This window comes from Variovorax paradoxus (assembly GCA_016806145.1).
Taxonomy (GTDB): domain Bacteria; phylum Pseudomonadota; class Gammaproteobacteria; order Burkholderiales; family Burkholderiaceae_C; genus Variovorax.
The window spans coordinates 1,020,771-1,041,239 of sequence record CP063167.1; the positions used below are offsets into that span (position 1 = coordinate 1,020,771).

The 20,469-nt window shown below is 63.0% G+C and carries 16 protein-coding genes and 1 pseudogene; 7 read left to right on the plus strand and 10 right to left on the minus strand.

Annotated elements, in window-relative coordinates; translation table 11 throughout:
• Window positions 1–10 precede the first annotated feature (10 nt).
• Together INQ48_35735 and INQ48_35740 are read left to right on the plus strand one after the other, a co-directional pair.
• Window positions 11–220 (plus strand): hypothetical protein, encoded by a 210-nt coding sequence (locus INQ48_35735; GenBank protein QRF63102.1) that lies wholly within the window; start codon window positions 11–13, stop codon window positions 218–220.
• A complete protein-coding gene (locus tag INQ48_35740; protein ID QRF62846.1) occupies window positions 207–422 on the plus strand; it encodes a hypothetical protein in 216 nt (71 codons plus the stop codon). Before INQ48_35735 ends, INQ48_35740 begins: the two co-directional genes overlap by 14 nt.
• A 425-nt stretch (window positions 423–847) precedes the next feature.
• Here the strand turns inward: INQ48_35740 and INQ48_35745 are convergent, their stop codons facing one another.
• The 3 genes and pseudogenes from INQ48_35745 to INQ48_35755 all read right to left on the minus strand — a co-directional run bounded on the left by INQ48_35745 (window position 848) and on the right by INQ48_35755 (window position 2,003).
• Window positions 848–1,036 carry a hypothetical protein gene (locus INQ48_35745; protein ID QRF62847.1) on the minus strand — a complete coding sequence of 63 codons (189 nt, stop codon included), beginning with the start codon at window positions 1,034–1,036 and terminating at the stop codon, window positions 848–850.
• Window positions 1,033–1,407 (minus strand): annotated as a pseudogene (locus INQ48_35750) (type II toxin-antitoxin system RelE/ParE family toxin). Before INQ48_35750 ends, INQ48_35745 begins: the two are co-directional and overlap by 4 nt.
• Before the next feature lie 299 nt (window positions 1,408–1,706).
• Window positions 1,707–2,003 carry a hypothetical protein gene (locus INQ48_35755; protein ID QRF62848.1) on the minus strand — a complete coding sequence of 99 codons (297 nt, stop codon included), beginning with the start codon at window positions 2,001–2,003 and terminating at the stop codon, window positions 1,707–1,709.
• 741 nt (window positions 2,004–2,744) lie between these two features.
• Between INQ48_35755 and INQ48_35760 the strand changes: the two genes are divergently transcribed.
• On the plus strand, window positions 2,745–3,254 hold the full coding sequence (locus tag INQ48_35760) for a hypothetical protein (GenBank protein ID QRF62849.1): 510 nt from the start codon (window positions 2,745–2,747) through the stop codon (window positions 3,252–3,254).
• 706 nt (window positions 3,255–3,960) lie between these two features.
• On the opposite strand, the gene INQ48_35765 is transcribed toward INQ48_35760, so the two are convergent.
• Window positions 3,961–4,500 (minus strand): hypothetical protein, encoded by a 540-nt coding sequence (locus INQ48_35765; protein ID QRF62850.1) that lies wholly within the window; start codon window positions 4,498–4,500, stop codon window positions 3,961–3,963.
• 479 nt (window positions 4,501–4,979) lie between these two features.
• Here INQ48_35765 and INQ48_35770 point away from each other — a divergent pair, with 479 nt between their 5' ends.
• Window positions 4,980–5,549, plus strand: a complete 570-nt coding sequence (locus tag INQ48_35770; GenBank protein QRF62851.1) for a sugar O-acetyltransferase — start codon at window positions 4,980–4,982, stop codon at window positions 5,547–5,549.
• A 446-nt stretch (window positions 5,550–5,995) separates the two neighbouring features.
• Here the strand turns inward: INQ48_35770 and INQ48_35775 are convergent, their stop codons facing one another.
• The 3 genes from INQ48_35775 to INQ48_35785 form a co-directional block, all read right to left on the minus strand.
• Window positions 5,996–8,608 (minus strand): adhesin, encoded by a 2,613-nt coding sequence (locus INQ48_35775; protein ID QRF62852.1) that lies wholly within the window; start codon window positions 8,606–8,608, stop codon window positions 5,996–5,998.
• A gap of 3,517 nt (window positions 8,609–12,125) precedes the next feature.
• The gene (locus INQ48_35780) at window positions 12,126–13,166 is read right to left on the minus strand and encodes a ParB/RepB/Spo0J family partition protein (GenBank protein ID QRF62853.1); all 1,041 of its coding nucleotides are present in this window, start codon (window positions 13,164–13,166) and stop codon (window positions 12,126–12,128) included.
• Between the two features lies 1 nt (window position 13,167).
• On the minus strand, window positions 13,168–14,292 hold the full coding sequence (locus tag INQ48_35785) for an AAA family ATPase (protein QRF63103.1): 1,125 nt from the start codon (window positions 14,290–14,292) through the stop codon (window positions 13,168–13,170).
• A 689-nt stretch (window positions 14,293–14,981) separates the two neighbouring features.
• Here INQ48_35785 and INQ48_35790 point away from each other — a divergent pair.
• Both INQ48_35790 and INQ48_35795 read left to right on the plus strand, forming a co-directional pair.
• Window positions 14,982–16,367 carry a replication initiation protein gene (locus INQ48_35790; GenBank protein QRF62854.1) on the plus strand — a complete coding sequence of 462 codons (1,386 nt, stop codon included), beginning with the start codon at window positions 14,982–14,984 and terminating at the stop codon, window positions 16,365–16,367.
• A gap of 297 nt (window positions 16,368–16,664) precedes the next feature.
• Complete coding sequence (locus INQ48_35795) at window positions 16,665–16,976, plus strand: hypothetical protein (GenBank protein QRF63104.1); 312 nt, start codon at window positions 16,665–16,667, stop codon at window positions 16,974–16,976.
• 171 nt (window positions 16,977–17,147) lie between these two features.
• On the opposite strand, the gene INQ48_35800 is transcribed toward INQ48_35795, so the two are convergent.
• From INQ48_35800 to INQ48_35810, 3 genes are all read right to left on the minus strand, one after another.
• The gene (locus INQ48_35800) at window positions 17,148–17,399 is read right to left on the minus strand and encodes a hypothetical protein (protein QRF62855.1); all 252 of its coding nucleotides are present in this window, start codon (window positions 17,397–17,399) and stop codon (window positions 17,148–17,150) included.
• 291 nt (window positions 17,400–17,690) lie between these two features.
• Window positions 17,691–18,245 carry an Rrf2 family transcriptional regulator gene (locus INQ48_35805; protein ID QRF62856.1) on the minus strand — a complete coding sequence of 185 codons (555 nt, stop codon included), beginning with the start codon at window positions 18,243–18,245 and terminating at the stop codon, window positions 17,691–17,693.
• Window positions 18,246–18,711: 466 nt separating this feature from the next.
• On the minus strand, window positions 18,712–19,122 hold the full coding sequence (locus tag INQ48_35810) for a hypothetical protein (GenBank protein QRF62857.1): 411 nt from the start codon (window positions 19,120–19,122) through the stop codon (window positions 18,712–18,714).
• Window positions 19,123–19,412: 290 nt separating this feature from the next.
• On the opposite strand from INQ48_35810, the gene INQ48_35815 reads away from it, so the two are divergent.
• Entirely contained in the window at window positions 19,413–20,084 is a 672-nt protein-coding gene (locus INQ48_35815; GenBank protein QRF62858.1) for a hypothetical protein, read from the plus strand.
• Window positions 20,085–20,469: the final 385 nt, after the last annotated feature.

Here is a 20,469-nt window from a genome sequence, read left to right on the forward strand (position 1 = left end):
GTACGCGGCCATGGCCAGACGGGCCGGCGAGCTGGCGCCGGACGAGCCGCTGCGCCCTACCCTGCTTGAATTTGCCGAGCTCGTGGTCGGCATGTGTGCCGAGATCGGCCAACACTATGGTGACTGGGACCGCAACGCTGGCGATCACATCCGGGCGGTCATGTACGACGTGCCCGGTCTTCTCCCCCCACCTCGACAATCGCCGGATGAGCCAAGCTGATTTTTTCCTGTCCGAGACCTCCGTGCTCGTCACACCCGTCTGGTACAGCGACGAGGTACAAGACATGCGCGAGCTGCCGATGGCGCCGGGCGACTACAAGGTGACGCCTGGTGCGCGTTGGTCTGTCACGTCAGTCAAGGACGGCGCGACGATCTACGAGGGCATCGGTCCCGTGGTGATCCGGCGCGCCAACGGCGCGTGATCCCATTGAGCCGATGAGTCTCTCTTGATTGAGAGACTTGTTGCACAGGAGGCAAGCTAACGGCCTTCGTCCTTAGCCGCAGGCTTCGCTCAGCAAGCGGCCGCGAGCCGCGGCTGCCACCCACGCTGCACTGGCCAGTTTGCATCTGGCATATCGATGCATTCTTGCCCGAACGGGTCGTCAGGCGACAGCGGCCCCTCTGCGCTCGACCTTGGCCTTGCCGGCAGGACGAGTCTGCCGCTTGCGCGCAACGCCAGACGCGCGCGTGCGACGCGGCGCCGACGGTTTGGCAAGCGAGCTCAGACTATCAAGCATGATCACAGTGCCCGTTTCAGTTCTGACAGCTACGGCCAGTTCTCCGCCCATTGCTTCTATGTACTTGCGCCATGTAGAAAGCAGCAGGTCCGAACGCCTCTCCAGCTGAGCTACAGCGTTTTGTCTGACATTGAGAACCGCGCCGCTTCCTCCTGGGTCTTGACCAACGCAGCGCGGACCTCCGCCAATGAATCCGCATGACGAACCATCTCCTCTGCCAAGACGGTCGCTTTGCTCTGGATGAGCTTCTGATCCTCGACGGAAAACTCTTCGATGATGCTTCGCAGCGTGGTGCTCATGCTGATTCCTTCTCGTCCTTGGCGAGCTTCTTCAGGTGGGCGTCGAACCTCTTGTCGGCCGTGTTGATCAGCGCCTTGTAGAAGGCCGCCTCGTCCTACCCCTGCTTGTCACCGGCTACCAGCACATACGCTTTTCGCTGCGGTTCGAAGGCGAAGGCCGCCCGCCAGATCTCCGAGCCGTTGTGAGCCTTGAAGCGAAGCTCCTTCATGTTGGCATGCTTCGATCCATTGAGCGTGTCGACATGGGGTCGTCCCGTCTTCGGTCCCGCCAACTCGATGCCTCTAGTCAGCGTGCGCGGCCTCGGCCGTGCGAAATCGGTGTACCAGCCGTCCAGACCATCCAAGGACCGGAAGAACCTCTCGTTGCGCAGGTGGCCGAAGTCTTCTTTTTTTTTTCGTTCGCTCAAGTCGCCATCGATAGTGGGCTGCGCCGAATCTGCTCCGCGATTTCTACCAAGGAGGCAACGGTTGGACGTGTACAGCGAAACCTGTGGTCGGACTGGGTGAGCTTTGGCGTTCGCCGTTGGTCCAGAGTTGCTGCCTTCTGCCCAACGGGACAATATCGGACAGCGCTCAAGCGCTGAGGGTCGAAGTGGCGTTCGAATCTCATGTTGGCATCGCCCCTTCTAGCGCTGACCTGCCTATGCCCTTGGGCTCGTGAAGTTAGTCTTCACCCTTCGACGTTGCGGAGGAAGACGGCGGCGAGCATTGCCGCGGCTCGCCCGTCGCTCGCAAGGTCCTCAACGGACAGGCGGGGTTCATCGTCGTGCGAAAGATCGCGAACTTCAACGACGTACTTCAGCACCAGGTCTTGGTCGGTCATGGCCTCTCCGCTTTTCCCGAGGAGCCACCGGTTCACCTCCTCCCGGGAAGCCACGTGGAACACGGCACGGACAGGACGTGAAACGCGCACGCGGTCGTCCGACTGACTTGGCAAATCGAAAACCTGCGAGATGGTGTCTGTCATGAGCAACCTCACCGGAGGGCGTTTCCGGCTGGTCCAAACGGTCATGCACGCGAGGCGCACTTCTTCCGCCGGTCCCAGCCCGCACGCCGAGACAATGTAATCATTATGTTGCAATGCTAAGCCCAATGAAACAAAATGCAATCAAATCACAGGTGCTGCGCCTCGCGACCGGCATCAAGGGAAGAAAAGCGCGCCACGTGTGATGCGCCTCACCATCGCCACGACTAGCGAGGGATCCGTCACGCTTGCCGGCAGCGATGGACGCAACTCTTTTCTTTGCAAACATGTCTTTCTTTTCCGCCTGCGACTGCACTGCCAATCACCTGGGACGCGTGGAGCGACGAGGGTGGATGCGCTTGTTCTCCCAGCGTCGCCTGTATCAGTGCTCGAGCTGCCGAAAGCTGCAGCTGCTCCCGGAAGAGGCAGTCAACCGGGCCAAGGCGGCATACGCTTCGCGCGAAGCCATGCCGGATCGACGTCCGCGTTCCGCGGCGGCTTGATCGTCCAGGCTGGCAGGTCTTGCCAGCGTACCGCTGGAGGTGAGTGCTCACCCGCCGTGACCCTCTCATTGCGTGCTGGTGCTGGCCCTGAGATGTGCCTTGGGCCAAGTCACGCCGCATCGACACGAGGCCGCTACGATGCTGAGCGGCTTCGCCCAGCAGCCCAAAGAGGCACTCCGGGCAGGGTTGGTGTTCCCCGCTATCGCGGGCCTTCCCCCTGCCCGCCCATCCGACGCGCAGCATGACCATTTTTCGATTTGTCCCGGCCCTCGCAGCGTTGCTCGCTCTGACTATGGTGGAGCCTTCGCCGGCGTCTGCCCAAGGCCCCGACCTCGCGGCGCAGGTCCGCGAGAAGGCGGCGCTGGCCGTGTCCCAGTTCCAGGCGCGCGCCGGAGGACGGCTCGATTACTCCGAGCAGAGTCTTTCCATCGTGGAGGAGATGCTGGCGGAGGCGTCGCCATATGCCAAGGAAATGCCGCCTGCGGATGTGAAGGCCTTGGTCGAACTGATGGGGTCTTACATCCTCGAAGTTGGACGTCGACAACACGGTGGCACCTACCAGTGGCATGAAGCTCGATCGCAGCCCGTCCTGGTCGTCGGGCCACCGAGGTTCAGCGTGGCGATGATGACGTTCGACAAGGTTCGGGGGCGACTTTCGGGTGACCCGGCGGACAACATCGTTTTCTTGTACGAGGGGTTTTCCGCGCGAGCCAAGACCGCCTCGCCGGGCACGGACGCCCTCTATGTCTGAGCCAACGACGAATTCCACCCGTTTGTGCCGCGAACCAGCCGCGGCCGGGAGAGCGTCGAGACACGACATGCTGGATCGCCGGCTCTTTGAGCGCCCATGGTCGGGCGAGTCCAGTCAGTTCACCATGGGCAGTGGCTCGCGTTTTGGCCGCCGTCGGCTGAGGACGCAGGCGCCGACGGCCTCTCGCCTCATGGACGGGTTGTTGATTTCCATCGAATGCTGACTCCCGGTTGGACAGCATGTCCGAGGTGTTCATCAAGGACGGGATTCGCCGCCACGGAGCCCGCTGGTCGCCAAGCAGATACGCAAACAATTCAGAACTCGACAAATTGCGCGCGCAGTACCGTGAGGCATGAGGCCCTAACAGCGGCCTTACCCCTCGCAGTGTCGCCACTGTGAGATCTCGCCCTGGTGTCAGAGCCAGGGTCTTAAGCCCGACCAGTCCATGCCTGGTCAAGTTTCGTTTGGGGAGGGTGCTGGGATCGACGCGGCCAAAGAAAAAGGGCCCGAAGGCCCTTTCCTTGACAGCCCGAGGGCTATCGCTGCGAGGCTCTGTTACCCCTGCTGGTGTGCAGGACCTGTTTCCAGGCAGCTAGTTCGTATACGCACTCGCTCTCGAACTGTCTTTGAGTGGCCATGATAACAGTTGTTAATGCCAGGGTCAATGCACGGTCACTGAGATCTCTTGACGGGCCAGGACTTGTGGTCACTTCTTCCGCCCCTTGGCTTTCGGATCGAACAGCCCTGCGGTCTCGCCGACCAGGGCCTTAAAGCGCCAGTTCTGGGCGTTCGGCTTGTGTTTCAAGGGGCTGAGGTAGGCGCTCTTCACGTACATCTCCACGGCGGGTGCTGCGGCCTTCTTGGTCTTTTCCAGGCTGAAGAAGATTGAGTACGGCTGCTGCCCGGAGACCGGCGGGATCACCACCTGCGAGACGTAGGTGTAGTTCTGATCGGAGCGGTAGATAGTCCCGCCCAGGATCGCGTCCACAACCCGCGGCAGCTGGAGCGAGCAGGCATAACGCTCGAGGTCGAAGGCTCGTACCTCGCCCAGGTGAGCGTAACGGTGATGGTCGCCGTGTTTGGCGGTGTCGAAGTCCTCGGTGAAGCAGTGGCAGCCGAAGGTCACCCGGACCGGCACCGAGATCGGCTGCTTCTCAACCACCAGATCCACTGGGAGGACACGCTGGCCCAGGTGCGCGAAGGTGTAGACCTGTCCTTCAAAGGATTTGTGGGGGAAGTCGCTCACAGCGTCTGCCGATGATGGGTTTTACCTAGCCCGGACGGTAATTTCAACGTCACTGGGGTCGACGCCGAGGTCAGTGCCACAGAGGTGGTTGACCCTTCAGCCAAGTGTTGATGTGTAAGGTTATTTCTCGCTTGCAGCATCGTAGCTGCGCGCCTGCTCACATTGAACCAGCCCCAGCAGACCAGCGGGATACCTGTTCGCGCGCGTCGCGCGTGTATTCGCCACAGACGCTCGCGCTCTTTGGGGGCGCCGACGTTCTGCGCGCCTTGAAGCAGGTCTTTGAGTACCTTGGGAACCGGCCAGTTGCACCAGGGAGATGTTCGCGCCCCCAACGCCGAGATGACGGCTGTCCTCTCCTTCGATCGGCCGGTTGACTGCACCCGGGCTCCTACACCAACAGCTGCTCCGGGCGCTTAGGCTTGTCTTCAGCCGGCCATGGCCTGCATGGCTGGCGCGACCGACGACATGGAGTGCCTTCGATGAAATCCGAGAAACAGAAGATGCTGGCCGGCGAGCTTTACGACGCAGGCGATGCCGAGCTCCAGAGCGATCTGGCGGCGACCCGAGAGTGGCTGGTTCGCTACAACGCCGCGCTGGGCATGGCCACCGCCGATCGACGCGTGCTGCTGGCCGAGCGGCTGGGCTCGGTGGGAGATGGCTCGACGATCCGGCCGCCCTTTCACTGCGACTATGGCTTCAACATCCATCTTGGATCGGGCGCGTTCCTCAACTTCGGCTGTGTCATCTTGGATGTGGTGGAAGTCCACATCGGGGACAAGACGCAAATCGGGCCCAACGTGCAGATCCTGACCGCGGACCACCCGCGCACCGCTGCGGAACGCGAGACCGGCCTCGAGTTCGGCCGCCCTATTCGGATCGGGCGCAACGTGTGGATCGGGGGCGGCGCCATTTTGTTGCCCGGCATCACGGTAGGTGATGATGCGGTCATCGGAGCCGGGAGCGTGGTCACGCGCGACGTGCCTCAAGGCGCGACGGTGGTCGGGAACCCCGCGCGCATCAAAGCCCAGACTTCGCCCGCTCGCTCATAGCCCTGGCGGGCATCCGGAGGTTGGGTGCAGTCGCAACCGATGCCATAACTGCGGCTTTGCGCAAAGCCAGAACGGTCACGGGTGCACGTCGTCTCGAAACGCAGGCCGCTAATGCGGAGCGACACCGCCCTCCGCCAACTTGCCATCTAACTTTTCTCAGCCCGCGCGAGAGTCCGCCGAGGGCACTCTATCGTGCCGGCTGGGCCCGGCACGATGCAACCTGAATCCAGAACCGGCCTCAAGCCGTCATTGCATCAGTCTTCGCAAAGCAGCATCAACGTCTCGTTGTCGCTGGGACTGCACCTTCGCGCCCCTCTTCTCCCGTTTGGGGGCATGCGATTGGTATGTGGCCATCTTTGCAGGCGCTCTACCAACCACGATGGAGCAGTGAGTCACGGCGAAACGGTGTCGCATGCAAGACGCACTGCGACACCGTCAAGCATTGCTTACCAGGCGTAGCCGACCTGCACCCGCGTGGCCACGTGGTTGGCGCTGCCGCTGGTTCCGGTCGACACGCCCAGCCCGAGGTTCAGGCGCTCGCTGACCTGGTAGCCGAAGGCCATGCCCAGCGCGGAGGCACCCGCGTAGTTGCCGACCGCGGCGCCCACCCAGCGCTGTCCGGGCGCGAGCATGGGGATGCTGGGCATGGCCAGCGCCGACGCGATGCCCTGAGCGGCGAAGCTGCGGAGCTCGTTGGTCGCGGTGGAAACGGCTTGCTGCATCTGGCCGACGTTGACGGCATCGCTGGGCAGCACGCCCGGCGCGACGTTGGTGATGGTGCGTGCGAGCCCGGTGGCCTGGTTGCCCACCGACACGCTGTTGTCGCGCGTAGCGACCGACCCCTGGCCCAGTGCCACGGCATTGCGGCCGGTGGCGAGCGTGTTGGCGCCGAGCGCGACCGAATCGTTGCCGAGGGCCTGGGCATTGTTGCCGACCGCGGTGGTCGGATCGGCCAGCGCCCGCGCGCCCGCGCCGATGGCGACCGAGCCCGCATGGCTGGCCTGCGCGCCGTTGCCGACCGCCACGGTGTCGTTGCCGTTGGCCTGCGCATTCGGGCCGAAGGCGGTGGCGCCCTGGCCAGTGGCGCTCGCGCCCGTGCCGCAGGTGACGTTACCGCCCGAGAAGCTGCACAGCCCGTTCGAGAACGCCTGATTCATGAGCGTCTGCAGTGCCATGACCTGCTGGCTGGTGAAGTTGTTCGCGCTGGTGATCGCGCCTTGCTGGGCCTGCTGCACTTGGCCCACGTTGGCCGCATCGGTGAGCGCCGCGCCGGCCCGCACGTTGCTGATGGTCGAGCCTGCGCCGCCGTTGGCGTTGAGTTGCAGGTTGGTCCCGCCGGCGCTGTATTGCGCCGAGTTGTTGGCCACGCCCAGGGCGGTGTTCGCAGTCGTCTGAGCCGCGCCTGCAGCTGCAACGCCTGTGTTGGCCGTCGTTTGTGCCGCGGCGGCCGCGCTCACTGCGGTGTTCGCAGTCGTCTGTGCGTTGGCAGCCGCAGCCACGCCGGTGTTTGCCGTCGTCTGCGCAGCAGCAGCAGCAGCAACGCCGGCGTTGGCAGTCGTCTGCGCAGCGGCAGCCGCAGCCACGCCTGTGTTGGCCGTCGTCTGCGCAGCGGCAGCCGCAGCCACGCCTGTGTTGGCCGTCGTCTGCGCAGCAGCAGCAGCAGCAACGCCGGCGTTGGCAGTCGTCTGCGCAGCGGCAGCCGCAGCCACGCCTGTGTTGGCCGTCGTTTGCGCAGCAGCAGCAGCAGCAACGCCGGCATCAGCCGTGGTCTGTGCGTTGGCAGCCGCGCCTAGAGCCGTGTTCGCGGTTGTTTGGGCATTGGCAGCAGCGGCCACGCCTGTGTTGGCAGTCGATTGTGCAGCCGCGGCCGCGCTCACCGCCGTGTTGGCCGTGGTCTGTGCATTGGCGGCAGCGCCCAGTGCGGTGTTCGCGGTCGTTTGTGCGTTGGCAGCAGCGGCCACGCCTGCGTTGGCCGTCGTCTGGGCGTTGGCAGCCGCGCTCACCGCCGTGTTGGCCGTGGTCTGTGCGTTGGCGGCCGCGGCAACCCCGCTGTTCGCCGTCGTCTGTGCAGCGGCGGCAGCGGCAACGCCCGAATTCGCGGTCGTCTGCGCGTTGCCGGCTGCAGCGAGGGCGTTGTTCGCAGTGTTGTTGGCCGTGTTTCCCACGCCGAGAGCCACGCCAGCCAGGTTGTTGGCCGTGTTGGCTGTCTGCTGGGCACCGAAGGCTGCCTTGTCTGCCGTCATGGCGGCAGCAAACGCGCTGTCGGCAGTGGACTGCGCGTTGGCGGCGGCGCCCTGAGCTTTGCTTGCCGTCGCCTGTGCGGTATTCGCGCTGGACTGCGCCACCCCTGCCGCCGCCGACGCGCCTTGCGCGGTGCTCAGCGCATTGTTTGCCGTATTGTTCGCCGTATTGCCAACGCCGAGGGCCACACCGGCGAGGTTGCTGGCGGAGTTGGCCGTCTGCTGCGCGATGAACGCGGCCTTGTCAGCCGCTTGCGCCGCTGAAACAGCGCCGTCAGCGGTACTTTGTGCATTGCCGGCCGCGCCCAGCGCTTTGCTGGCGGTGGCCTGGGCGTTGTCCGCGGCAGCTTGCGCCGTGCCTGCTGCCGTCGTTGCTGTCTGCGCCGTGCTCAGCGCATTGGTGGCCGTGGTCTGAGCCTTGTTGCCAACGTCCAGTGCAGTGCCCGCAATGGAGTTTGCTGCGTTTGCAGACTGCTGGGCTGCGTTGGCATCTTTGCCCGCCTGACCCGCGATCGCCGACGCAAATTCAGCTGTGGCCTTCGCCTCGTTCGCGGTCTGCTGCACGCTGAACAACTGCCCCCCAGTGACGGCGTCCGTGCTGCCACTGGCAATGTTTCCCGAAGCGACATTGGTGATGCTGCGGGTCACACCATTGCCGCCTACCGACACGGTGTTGGCTGCGCTGGCCACGGAACCGGCCCCCAACGCAACGCTGTTGGTCGCAGCCGCAGTGACTTGGCTGCCGGCGCCCAACGCAACGCCGCTGGCGGCCGCGGCGCTTGCGCCGGTTTGCGTTCCAGACGCACCGCCAATCGCCATGCTCGATTCGCCCGAAGCGACTGCACCTTGTCTTCCGCCGGACGCACTTCCGATCGCGATTGCCGACGCGCCGTCAGCCTGCGCGCCAGATGCAAAGCTGCCGCTACCCACAGCAATAGATCCTGTACCAGCAGCAGCAGCACCTGCACCGCCAGCGGCCGCTGTTCGACCAGACGAACCTCCGGCACCCGAGCCCCCCGCGCCAATGGCGGTCGCTCCAGCGCCACTTGCCACGGCACCGGCTCCTCCGTTGCCGCCGGTTCCGCCGGTAGTTGCAGCGCCACCGTTGCCTCCGGTGCCGATCGCCGTCGTGCCCAACCCGCTTGCGGTCGCGCCTGCGCCCCCAAGTCCGGCGGTTGCCCCATTGCTTGCAGAGCCGCCTGTGCCGCCAGCACCGATCGCTGAAGCGTTGGATCCAGCGCTTGAGCCGCTGCCACCCGAGCCAGCAACCCCACCTGAAGTTGCCGATCCTCCATTGCCCCCGGCGCCTATGGAGGTCGCAGCATCCCCTGCCACAACAGCCGCGGAGCCGCCCGCGCCTGCGGCGCCGCCGCTGTTTGAGCCGCCAGCAGTACCGGCTGAACCCAAATTCAGACTGGCGCCGAAGGCAGTGCCGGAAGCCAGCAGAACGGTGAGAACGGCGGATGCGGCAGCGGTGCGGCGGAACTTCGAATTAGTCATGTCTCTTCGGTTGTAGATGTTTCAGAAAGATACATCATAAAACACATACATAGAACTTTGGCGCTAATCGGAGAACACCTGTGAGGAAAAACACAGAGAACCTTCCCTACCCTGCCCCAGCGTCCGTGTGCCTGTGGTTCGGAACCACAGCCGGTCAACGACAGCGAGCGAGCATTGGCTTGGAGGGCGGTGGCTTGCTTTCCACGGGGGTGCGGGTGCATTGCCAGTCCGCGGGATGTATTGGGTGAAGGCGCGCTTCACGGGGACGCTTGGGCGTGGAGCGACCAGCTACAAGATCGACAGCACAGGCAACGCTCAGAATTGGCTGGGGCTCTTGATCCACGGTTGGCTCGACGAAGAAGAGCTGGTCAGCGTGGGGCGCCTTTTGCGCGCGCGGGCCGGCTTGGGACAAAACACCGGTCGCGACCCGCAAGCGGTCTTGAACTGTGGGGCGCTGTGGGACGGTCCGGTCGCGCTCACAGCGGACTGCACGGTCGCCCGATGCTGGGTGCATGGGTCGACTGGCGTTGGGGGACTACTGCCTGTCGTGATCACTGGCCGTCGAGGCTCGAACCCGCCGCTGGTGACTGGCTGGAAACGTGAAGGCGAGATCTCGGCCGGCTCTCCCTAATCGCCGGCGCCGTTGTGGCCTACACAGCGGATTCAGCAATGTGCGCGCCTCTCTCGTATGCGTACAAGCGTGCAGTCGTTCAGCTTCGGCCACTGCTTGGAGCGACTATGCCCTGTCTCCTGTCATTGGAGCTGCGCGCTTCGACCAATAATCATCCGTGCTATTTTTCGATGCACAAACCCCTCATGCAAAAGCAGGTTCACCGGATCTCCTGATAAATCAATGACTTAGCGCACACTTTTGATGCCGGCGAGTGGCGGCTTACTTTGTCCCGATTCACTCTCAAAACAGCGCTTCGTGCTCCGATGAATACTTTAGGACGAATCAATGCGGCGCTGCATGGTGAGTCGTTTTGGCTTTACCGATGGGAATGTGGCCCAGCGGGGCCGACGTCCCATTCTCGAGCTCCACGGATCATTGCACCAAGTCCGCTGCGCTTGCTGGGTTGAACGAACAATTGCACTGACGACCGGAAACGTCACGGCGCTCGCGCGCCACCAGAATCCCGCGTCTGATGTGCGCACGGAGTAAGCGCACACTTCCTTGCAAACAATGGCGTTTGGACATGACGGATGTGCGCGAGGGAGCGCTTTCCGTCTAGAAAATAGTAGCTGCGGGGACACCATGCCATTGGGGTTTGAGCAGGAAAAATGCCGGTGCTAGCTACGCGAGGCGCTTGACAGCAATCAGCGTCTCTAACCGTCACTATTCCGAGCTCATGGCGGCAGTCAGGACGAAGGTTTGGCGCCGCGCAGCTGGATGTCAGTGGCGTCGGATGATTGAATCAAGACGCGATGCAGTGACTCTGTTGCGACTTCGACAGCTCCGAGTTAAGGGGAAAAGTACGCGGCGAACTTTGAATTTTCGTCCGCCGACCATGTTCGGGAGCCCGTCCCGAAGGAAGCAGTAGCAACTACGACACACGGCAGTTCAGGGCCGAGTAAAGCACGGACGGTTTGCTCGCTCTCGCCCCTCATGGATCGAAACGCGTCGCGGGCTGCGATGTGGCCTGGAGGTACTGCTGGCGAGCCACCAAGTGGGGGCAAAGTGTTCGGCAAGCACTGATGTGCGAGATCGTTCGCCGCGTGAAGAAAGTTGGACGCATCACACCCCGAGCTAATCCGTCTTGGGTTTAGGGGGTGTGGTTTGGAACCACACCCCACCATGGTTGCTTGCAGCCGCGCTCGATCTACAAAATTTCGCATGTTGGAGGCGGCTCGTCCTAGAAATTGCACCGTCGGATCCTTGCGCAGCGTGCTCCGCACCGGGTGCGAACGGGGAGGCAAGTCACCGTGAATCTTGTTATCCGCCAGGGAAGGTTGAACGCCTGCACTCTGCGATCGGAGCCAAGTTTCGCCATCTCTGTGGTCTTCTCGCATGGCTCGGCAGCCGTACGAGCGATGCGGCCAGACTTAATGCCGAGGCGCATGAGCTGGTACCGAGCGTGAGAGCCGCGCACCCGTTGCGCAGTGATCTCGAAATCGCCATCCAACCGGGTTCAAGCAAGGGGTGTGGTTCGGAACCACACCCGAGGGACTGATCGGGTTATTTGACGGCACCCCAGGGTGCCTGGATCTCGGCCGGAAAGCATTCTGGCGGACGCCCGTTGCCCTATGGCAGTTGGGGCTCTGAACGGGCTGAAGTCCCGAAACAGAACCGATGCGGCTTCGGAACTCCCGGGGCGAACTCCTACTGATGTGCTGCCAAAGCACTTTCGGGTCTCCGTTGGGGCCCCCGGGACGGCAGGCAGGGCTCCGGCGTACGCGCCAACTGTCGTCACATGAAGTCCTCTTGGCCACAAGGTGGGGCGGGTGTGGTTCCGAACCACACCCTGAGTTTGTCCGATGAATTGGAGCATTCGAGGCGGGGTCTTCATGCTGACGAGTAGATCGCTACCCGGACTTGGCAGCTTCTCTCCCGCAGACCAGCCTTCCGTTGCGTCGATCAGGACACTTCGCGGAGCAGCGAGATTCCCCAGACTCATCTGTGAATACCCCCCGCCCCAAACTTCGCGGCCCTCGTGAACAGCTTCCGCCCCGCGCCCCATTCCACTCTACCCTTCACGATCGGACAGCGTTGCACTGAGACATCGCTGGTTACCGGGTGCGAACCGCGGAGGCGCAAAGTGCAAGCGACAAGAAAAAAGGGGTGTGGTTCGGAACCACACCCCTCTGCTGTATGGCGCCGCTGTCTGCGGTGCCCTGCCTACTCGTTCTGCAGGAACTCGGCCAACAGCTTCTCCAGGGACGCGCGCCGCTCAACTGACAGCGGCACATGGATACGCACATTCGCCCTTCCGTCCGCGTCGAAGCTCAGCGTTGCTGCCTTCTTATTCTTGACCGTCAATGTGTGGGGTTTCGCATCAACCTGAAGTTCGGTATCAGCGACCAACAGCTTGGCCAGCACTTCCTTGGCGGCCGGACGCGCCGGTTGGGTCAACAACTTCTCGGCCCGGGCCCGCACGCCGTCCGCATCCGACTCGAGCGCGCGGTTGAGCAAGGGCGCCCAGCGCAACTGGATCTCGAGTGGTGAGCGGAAGGCAGCGACTACTTCGTCCGGAAGCCGCGCCAGCGCGAGAGACTTGCCCACGTTGCTGTGATCGATGCCGAGCGCCGTGGCCAAGGCGCGGTTCGAGGTGAAGAGGCCCAGATCCAGCGCGCGCCTGTACATCATCCCCTGCTCCCACGGCGACAAATCCTGGCGCTCGCGGTTCTCGCGCTCCATCTCGACGAAGAGCGACCGATCATCGAGGTTGTCGATGACGGCCAGCACGGGAAGGCCGAGCTGCGTACACGCCTCGAGACGCCGGTGGCCGAAGACCACCTCGTAGTCGAACTCGCCGCCCGGCTTGCTGGCTGGACGCACCTTGATCGGCTGCACATTGCCGCCCGATTCCTGAATCTCGCGCTTGAGCCGTTCGAAATCCTCCCCCACAAAACTGCTCTCATGGCGGTTCGCATAGCGGCTGCGTCCGATGCGCTTCGGGTCCAGGTGACGCGTCGCGCGAGCGCCCTCCCAGCCTTCGAGCTCCGTGCGGACTTCCTGCAGCTGTGCCTCGAGGCCCGCGGCCTTGTCCGCGGCTTCCTTGAGCATCTCGTTCTCGCGCAGCAGGTCCGAACGCGCGTCGTTCGCGAAAGCCATCATGGCGCCAGGCGCCGTCTTGGGCTGCTTGGTTTCGGGCGTCACCGAAACGGGGGCAGTCAGCGAAGCAAAGTCGATCTTGGAAGCTTTGTCTCTCAAGCCCATATCAATCTCCTGCCACCAGCATGGCGTTTTCGGACAGCTGACGTGCCCAGACTGCCCGTATCTGTTGCTCCACCAACTCGCACATCCTGTCGTACGCATCGCGCGCCCGCGCGAAGGTCTTCGAACTCACTGACCCACGCGGAAGGTCGTACACGGTACCGAACTCGGCGCTCGCCGTGGCCGCGACAGCCGTCTTTGGAATCTCGATGGGCAGCACCTTGTCGCCGTAGCCCTCGAGCACCCATTGCCGGACCACCGAACTTGCGGCATCCGAGGCTTCCACCCGCGAGAGCAGCACGTCGATGAACTCGAAGCTCTTGTTCTTGCCGCGGCTTCGGATCAGTTGGTTGCACAGGTCGGAGAACAGATCCCAGAACTGGGCCGAGCTCGCGAAGTCGAGTGCAGACGGGGGCAAGGGCATGATCACACCATCGGCCGCCATGAGCGCGTTGATGGTGACGTAGCTCAGTGAGGGTGGGGTGTCGATGACGATCACGTCGTAGGCCTCGCGCAGGGTGTCAAGACCTCGGTCGAGCACGCGCCAGAACTCGAAACCCGGGTCCTTGGCTTGCCGCGCGGGCAGCACGAACTCGGCGCCGTAAAGCAGAGGGGCCGCGCAGACCAGGTCGATGCTCGGCCAGTAGGTCGTACGGATCGCGTACGCCAGGTCATCCTCGTCGCCGGCAAAGAGCGGCATCGCGGTGTGCTCGGTGTCGACCTCGGCATCGGGCAGCACGCCGAAGAGCGTAGTGGCCGACCCCTGAGGATCCAGATCGAGTAGCAGGACTTTGTGACCCCGCATCGACAAGCCCTGGGCCAGGGTCACGGCGGAGGTGGTCTTGGCCACGCCACCCTTGAAGTTGGCCACCGTGATGGTGATGCCGGCGGCACCCTTGGGTCGCATGTGCTCACTGCGGAAATCGCGCGACCACAGTTGGGCCTCCCCCATCGACCATTCACGGCGATTGCCTTGAATCGACCCTGCAGGCAGATCGCCGCGGGTGAGACGATAGGCGATCTTCGATTTGTCGACCCCGCACAGGTCGGCCAGTTGCGCAGAACCCAACGCCGGTGCAAGCTTGGTGGCGGTCGGAGCCAGCATCGCGGTGCGGATGTGATCCATCATGCCGGCGATGCGTTGCGCCTGTGCCTCGATATCCTCGAGGGACTGACGTTTGATGGTTTGTTTGATATCCACGAGCGAAACTCTCAAAGTGCTGATGTCATGCGATTATGCCCAGCACTCGTCGAAATTCGAAGAATCTGCAATCCATCAGAGAAGGTTTCGCCGAAGTTCTCTCTGATTGTGGATAACTTCTCCCGAGTTTAAGAAGGTATTAATACCTTTAAAGAAGTTAGCAAAGACTTCGAATCAGATTTTTCCCTTTAAAATCAACGGGTTACGGCTATTTCTAGAGGCGAATTGTCTGTGCTTTACGCGGATGCGTCCGCGATCTACTCGGATCCGTCCGTACCGTACTCGGAAGTCGTCCGTGGTCTAACGACACCCTGCCGGGTTGTCCACAGTACGACCTGCCCACCCCAAAGCCTCGTTTTTGGCCCGCGTCCGTGATCTAACCAGGGGCGGATCGACCCAAAACGGGGTGCCAATCGGTCCGGTGTCCGCGTTTTACTCGTCGGCATGAGGCGCTGGACTGTCGTCGAATTCGCCGTATGTCCGTGTTTTACTCGGCCTGAAAGTGGATCGCCCAGCAAAGTGTCCGCGCTTTAACCAAGCTTCGGACACTTCCCACCCCCAAAATTGGTAGGCCGCTCGGCTTGGTGTCCACGCCGACTTGGACATATGATCGCGAGATGACAGCTTCCAGCCCGCTTTCGTCCTCGGCGCCCACCCGCGTCGCGGGCACGGACGGGCTCGAACTGCGCAAGCCACACGAGATGATCGTGATGGTCCCGCGTTCCGCCCGGGTGACGTTGACCGCTCGCCGCATCTACACGGTGCTGCTGCAGGTGTCACAGGCTCGCCTCACCGCCATGGCGTCGATGCCATTGGCAGACTTCATGTTCGAGGCACCCCTGGCGGCCGTGCTGCGCACCACCGGGTCCGATGGCGCTGACCGTACCGCCGCCAAGCGCTACCTCGGCGAGATGAGAAGCCTGGAGGTCGACTGGGAATCCACGGCGCCAGGCGATGGGGTCAAATGGCGCGGTTTCTCCATGCTGTCAGAAGTCGCGCTAGAGGTTCGCCGCGGCGAGACCTGGGTGAGCTGGTCCTTCCCCCCGTCCATCATGACGGCGCTGCGCGAGCCCTCGCGCTGGGCCCGTATCGAGCTCGACGTGCTTGCCCGCTTGAGCACCTATGCCGCGATCGCGTTGTACGAGATCTGCGTGCGCTACCGGGACAACCCCGGCGGCGTGACGAGCCGCAAGCCGGTGGGGTGGTGGACCGACGCGCTGAGCAATCTGCCTGGTGGCGACCGCCGCGAATGGCGCAAATTCAAGAACGAGCGCGTGAAGGAGGCGGTGGCCGAGATCAACCAGGAGACGGATCTGGAGATCGAGCTCATCGAGCATCGCCAGGGCAGGGTGGTCGACGAAGTGCAGTTTGCGGTTCGCCGTCGTGCCCGTTCGCCCTTTGCGACGAGCGCTGACAAGCCGGTGGATGCCAACCTTGTGCTTCGCGCAGAAACTCTGGGCATTCGAGAGATCAAGCTCGATGGCCTGATCAAGGAGTTCGGCGACGACCGGGTGCGCGAGCAACTCGACGCATTGGAAAGGCGTGCGGCCAACAACTCGCTGCGGGCCGTGGACAACGCCTACTCCTATCTCCGTTCGCTGTTGCGCAACGAGCGCGAGGCGCCTGCGCCGGCGGACGCAGACGAAGAGCAGGATCTTGAATCGCCGCCGGCACAGCCTACCGCGGACGCTGCCGTACCCCCGGACGCTGCTGCCAACACAACGGCCGCTACCGTTGCCGCAGAGTCCACCACTCCCATCACACCCGCCGATTCTGCTGGCGAACGGATCCGCATGATGCGCCGAGAGATCGAGGCGCTGCCGCAGGCTCAACGTCAGGTATGGGTGGATCGCGCGCTGCAGGCGCTCGCCACCAAGGGGTTGTTGACCGCAATCGTGAGCCGACGCGCGGCGCAGGGTGACGTGATGCATGGCCTGCTCGGCTCGATGGTGGTCCAGACCTACGCGGCCGCCACATACGGCGCCGACTGGAACACGGTGTAGGCACCTGAGACGCTCGCCTTATCTGCGCCGCATGGCAGGTGGTGTCGAGACGAGCAGGCACCTGTGCGTCGGATCATCTGATTCGCCACAGCGCGCGAGGATGAGGTCATGCCGAGGGCGGGAAACGCCGGGGAACCGCCGGGCAAGCGGCGTCGGAAATACCGGCTCCGCTACGATGCCAGGCAGCCGCCATCGGCCAGGCGCAGCCACTCTCGACACCCCCGACTTCAGCCAAGGCCCGACAGCGAACGTCAACTTTCACTGGTGCCAGTGATCCATCGACTGCTGGCAAAAAATATGTCTGATGCTGAGGATGCCTGGGCTTTCGAAGATGCCCCGAACGTTGCTTGCTTCACCGTAAGGTCCATCATGAGTGGGGCTGCACCAATCCTGCAGGTGTTCCACGACGAGGACGACGGCGCCTGGCAGATGCTGCCCGGCAGCGGCGCTGACGCGTCGGAGGCGATGATCGTCGGGCTGGGTCAGCTGGTGCAGGTTGATCAGACGCTCGTTGAACTCGCGAACTTGCCGCTGGGTTGGGTTGCTCGACGCGAACGCAAGAACTCGCCCTGGCTGTGCCGACCCACGTCGCAACCGCCAGCGGTCTGAATGGTGGATGTGGTGCACTTGTCCGAACGTTGAGTGCGCCGCTTCAGATGCCCTCGATGGGCTGGCGCCCACGCGCACGCGGATGGCATTTCACGCCGCCTGTTCAGCTCCTCTGGTGCTTGCTCGTGAAGGAATGCTCCTTCGAACCGCGGTCGGCCGGGCTACGGCCTCTCATTCAAAGGACGCTAGCAGCAGGGCGATCGCTCCCACCGCCGCAGCGCTGAGCGCACAGATCCCCGCACCCACGAGCAGCTGCGTGGCGTTGCGCCGGTCATCGACAGTGGCGTCGTGCTGGAAACCGTTGAGCAAGCCGCCGGCGAATGCGAAGAGGTGAAGCAGCATCCCGAAAGCCGCAAACGTACCGCCGGTCATGGCCAGACCCAGCGCGGCCCATGACAAGGTCATGATGACCGTTGCAGCCATGGCATTCGATTCAACAAGCGGGCCCCAACGCGCGCTTGCAAGTGGATCGACCTCCATGTGCCGCGTGCATCATCGCGAGATGGCTGAAGGTCGCGTGGGTTCAAAGCGATGGCACTGCGACGTCGAGCCGCTGCACCGCCGTCGGTGAAACTGCCACGCAGGGTGACGCTCGTTGACGGGAGCTGTGCTCAGCTCGCGGCGCGTTCATGGGCGTCCATAAAGCGCATGAAGTGAAGGATGTGATGGCGGCTTGTGGCTGGATCGTTTGCTCAGGTTGCTCGAGCGACCGCATTAGTGCTTGGACATCGCATTGGCCAGCGCGAAGACCGAATTGGGGGCGCGGGTGCGCACAGGCTTGACGGGGGCAGCCGAGGTGATCGCACTCTTTGCCGGAGTGGGTGCTTCGAGCTCGACACCCTTGGCAACTTGGTCCTCGACAAGCTTTTGCAAAGTGACGGTCCGCAGAAAATCAAGCATGCGTTGATTCAGTGAGGCCCAGAGTTCCTCGGTGCTGCGCGACAGTGAGGTTGGCGAGGCGCCTTGCTCACCCAGGTCATTTCCATCATCCGCATCAGTGCCAAGGGCGCCTCGTTCATCCACGGCCGCGATGATGTCAGCCACCGAGATGTCAGCGCTGTGGCGCGCAAGATGGTAGCCGCCGCCAGGCCCACGGACCGACACGACGAGATTGTGCTTGCGGAGCTTGCCGAACAACTGCTCGAGGTATGACAGCGAGATCTGCTGTCGTTGGCTGATGGCGGCCAGGTTCACAGGTCCGAGACGTTGGCGCAGCCCAATGTCGATCATCGCGGTCACGGCAAAACGACCCTTGGTGGTCAATCGCATCGCAAGCTCCTTTTCACAGCGTTTGTTGGATCACGTCGCTTTTGGCAAACGAACCGCTGCGCTTTAGCGGGGGCCAACGAGGGGTCCGTTGCACCAACTACACCAGCGCGACATCTATGGAGAAAGGTACTTGGGCCGTAGATGCAGGGCCCAAGACATCGGCGGGATCGCCCGTCAGATGAAGCGCTACGGGCTTTCCCGTGCCAAGTTGCGAATCGTGCATGCCTGCACTTGTGTCCGTGCCTTGGGCATCAAGTTCGCTCAGGGGGCGATGGTGGCGTTGGCCGTCGAGGGTCAGCCTACGAACGCCGTTAGCTTATTTTTTAAGTGCTCGGCTCACCTTGATCGGGCACCCGGCCAGAGGTTGAAGCCCACAAAAAAAGAATGCCCCGCACAAGGCGGGGCATGGGGGGAGGGCAGGGAAGTACGCGGGATCGCGCACCCCCGCATGAGCGCTGAGGGGAGCTTAGCCCTTCATCGCCTTGATGTCGGCCTTGGCCTTGTCGTGGTCGGCCTTGGCTTGGCTCACGCAGGCGTTCTTGGCATCGCCCGACTGGTCGTCGCACTTCTCCTTGGCAACGTCGTAGGTCATGTCGGCCTTTTCCTCAGCGACCTTCTTGGCATGTGCCGCGCTGGGCTTGTAGTCCTGCTCCAGCTGCGCCTTTGCCACGTTTTCGGTGCCCTTGGCTTCCTTCTCGCAGACGTCCTTGGCGTTGTCCTTCAGCGTGTCGCACTTGGCCTTGGCGACCTTGTAGTCGGCCTCGATCTTTTCCTTGGCGACGTTGTACTGGTCCTTGGTCATGCCTTCAGCAGCATTCGCGGCGTTCATGGCGAAGCAGGTCGATGCGATGGCGAGAACGAGAAGATGTTTTTTCATGAGTAAGTCCCCTGAACTTGATGTTGCTTGGAGCTGCCCTGTGCATCTCCAGTAGTTGGCAATTTAGGGGCCTGGACGTGGGGCCGGAGTAGGACGATGCCCGTCGGGCCCTTAGGTAGGGACCGCGGCCATTTGCAAGCGCCGATATGAAGAGATGATCCGCTCCTCGCTCATTGCAACCGACGCAACGTTCGGTGGAGGTGCTCTGAAAGGCAGCGGTGAACTGGACAGGCTGTTCGCTCGCCGGCATCCTATCGCCGCAGACGTTCTCGACTCATCCTGTCGCCATCATGCTCGCACGCAAGATCGCCTCCTTGTTCGCCTCGCGCCCCGCAGCGTCGACGCCATCGCGCCTGATGCAACTCCACGAATATCTGGCGCTGCTCCAGGAGGGGACTGAAGAGTTCGCAGCAGGGGACCGCATCAAGCGCGACGCCTTTTCACTTGCGCAGCGTCTTCGCGAAGAGCTTCGATTGCCGCTCGGACCCGAACGCAGTCTCGAGTTGATCCTCGCGAGGCGCTGCAAGGTGCAACGAATTTCCCTTGTTCATGTCCCGCTCGCTGCCGAGGACTGCTTCTTTATCGCGATGTACCGCCAGGACGCATCGAGCGCGCACGCCCATCTGGTCTTCGATATCGGCGCAGAGTACCAACGCCCCTTCCTGGAGTGCCCCGACTTTGGTGTCGGGGAGGAGGCGACGGAGGACAATTTGCGCCGCTGGATTCCTCGACTGGCCGAAGCGCCCGATGCCTTCGCGATCGTGAAGCGACGCGATGGAACCTACATCCAGGTCTATGCCGACGATCGGGGTTTTCATCTCGAGCACCAGTTGGTCACGACGGGCTGTCACTATCGGGCTGCGCAGCCCGTGGGCAGCGAGGCCGCCGTGGAGACGCTCGTCTCCTATGCTTGCGGAAAGTATGAGTGGGCGCACCAGGCATGGGACCGGATGGTCCTTTGAGGAGACAGTCGGCGTTGCAGCGCGAGGCATGAACCCGTCGACCCATCATCGGCGAAGGCGTCAGGTCGAGACCTGTGGATCAAGGTGAGCTTCATGGCAAATGTGGCCACCGCATGGTCGACGCGCGGACCGCGTTTGCCCGATCCACGCGGCCGTCTGGGCTGTACTCATCGCCGCAACGGATCGGCAGCGAAGGTACATCCACAGCAAGGCGCCAGCTGCCTGCGCATTGCAGCGCCTAAGCATGGGCCGGCGGCGAGCCTTGCCCTCGCGTGCGCCACGTTCCTACGTCGTTTGCGCTAGGCAGTCGCCCCGATTCGCAAGCATCTGGCCGGCACTAAGCTTGGCCGTTCGTAGCGCCACTTCGTCGGTCACGTGGCGCGTC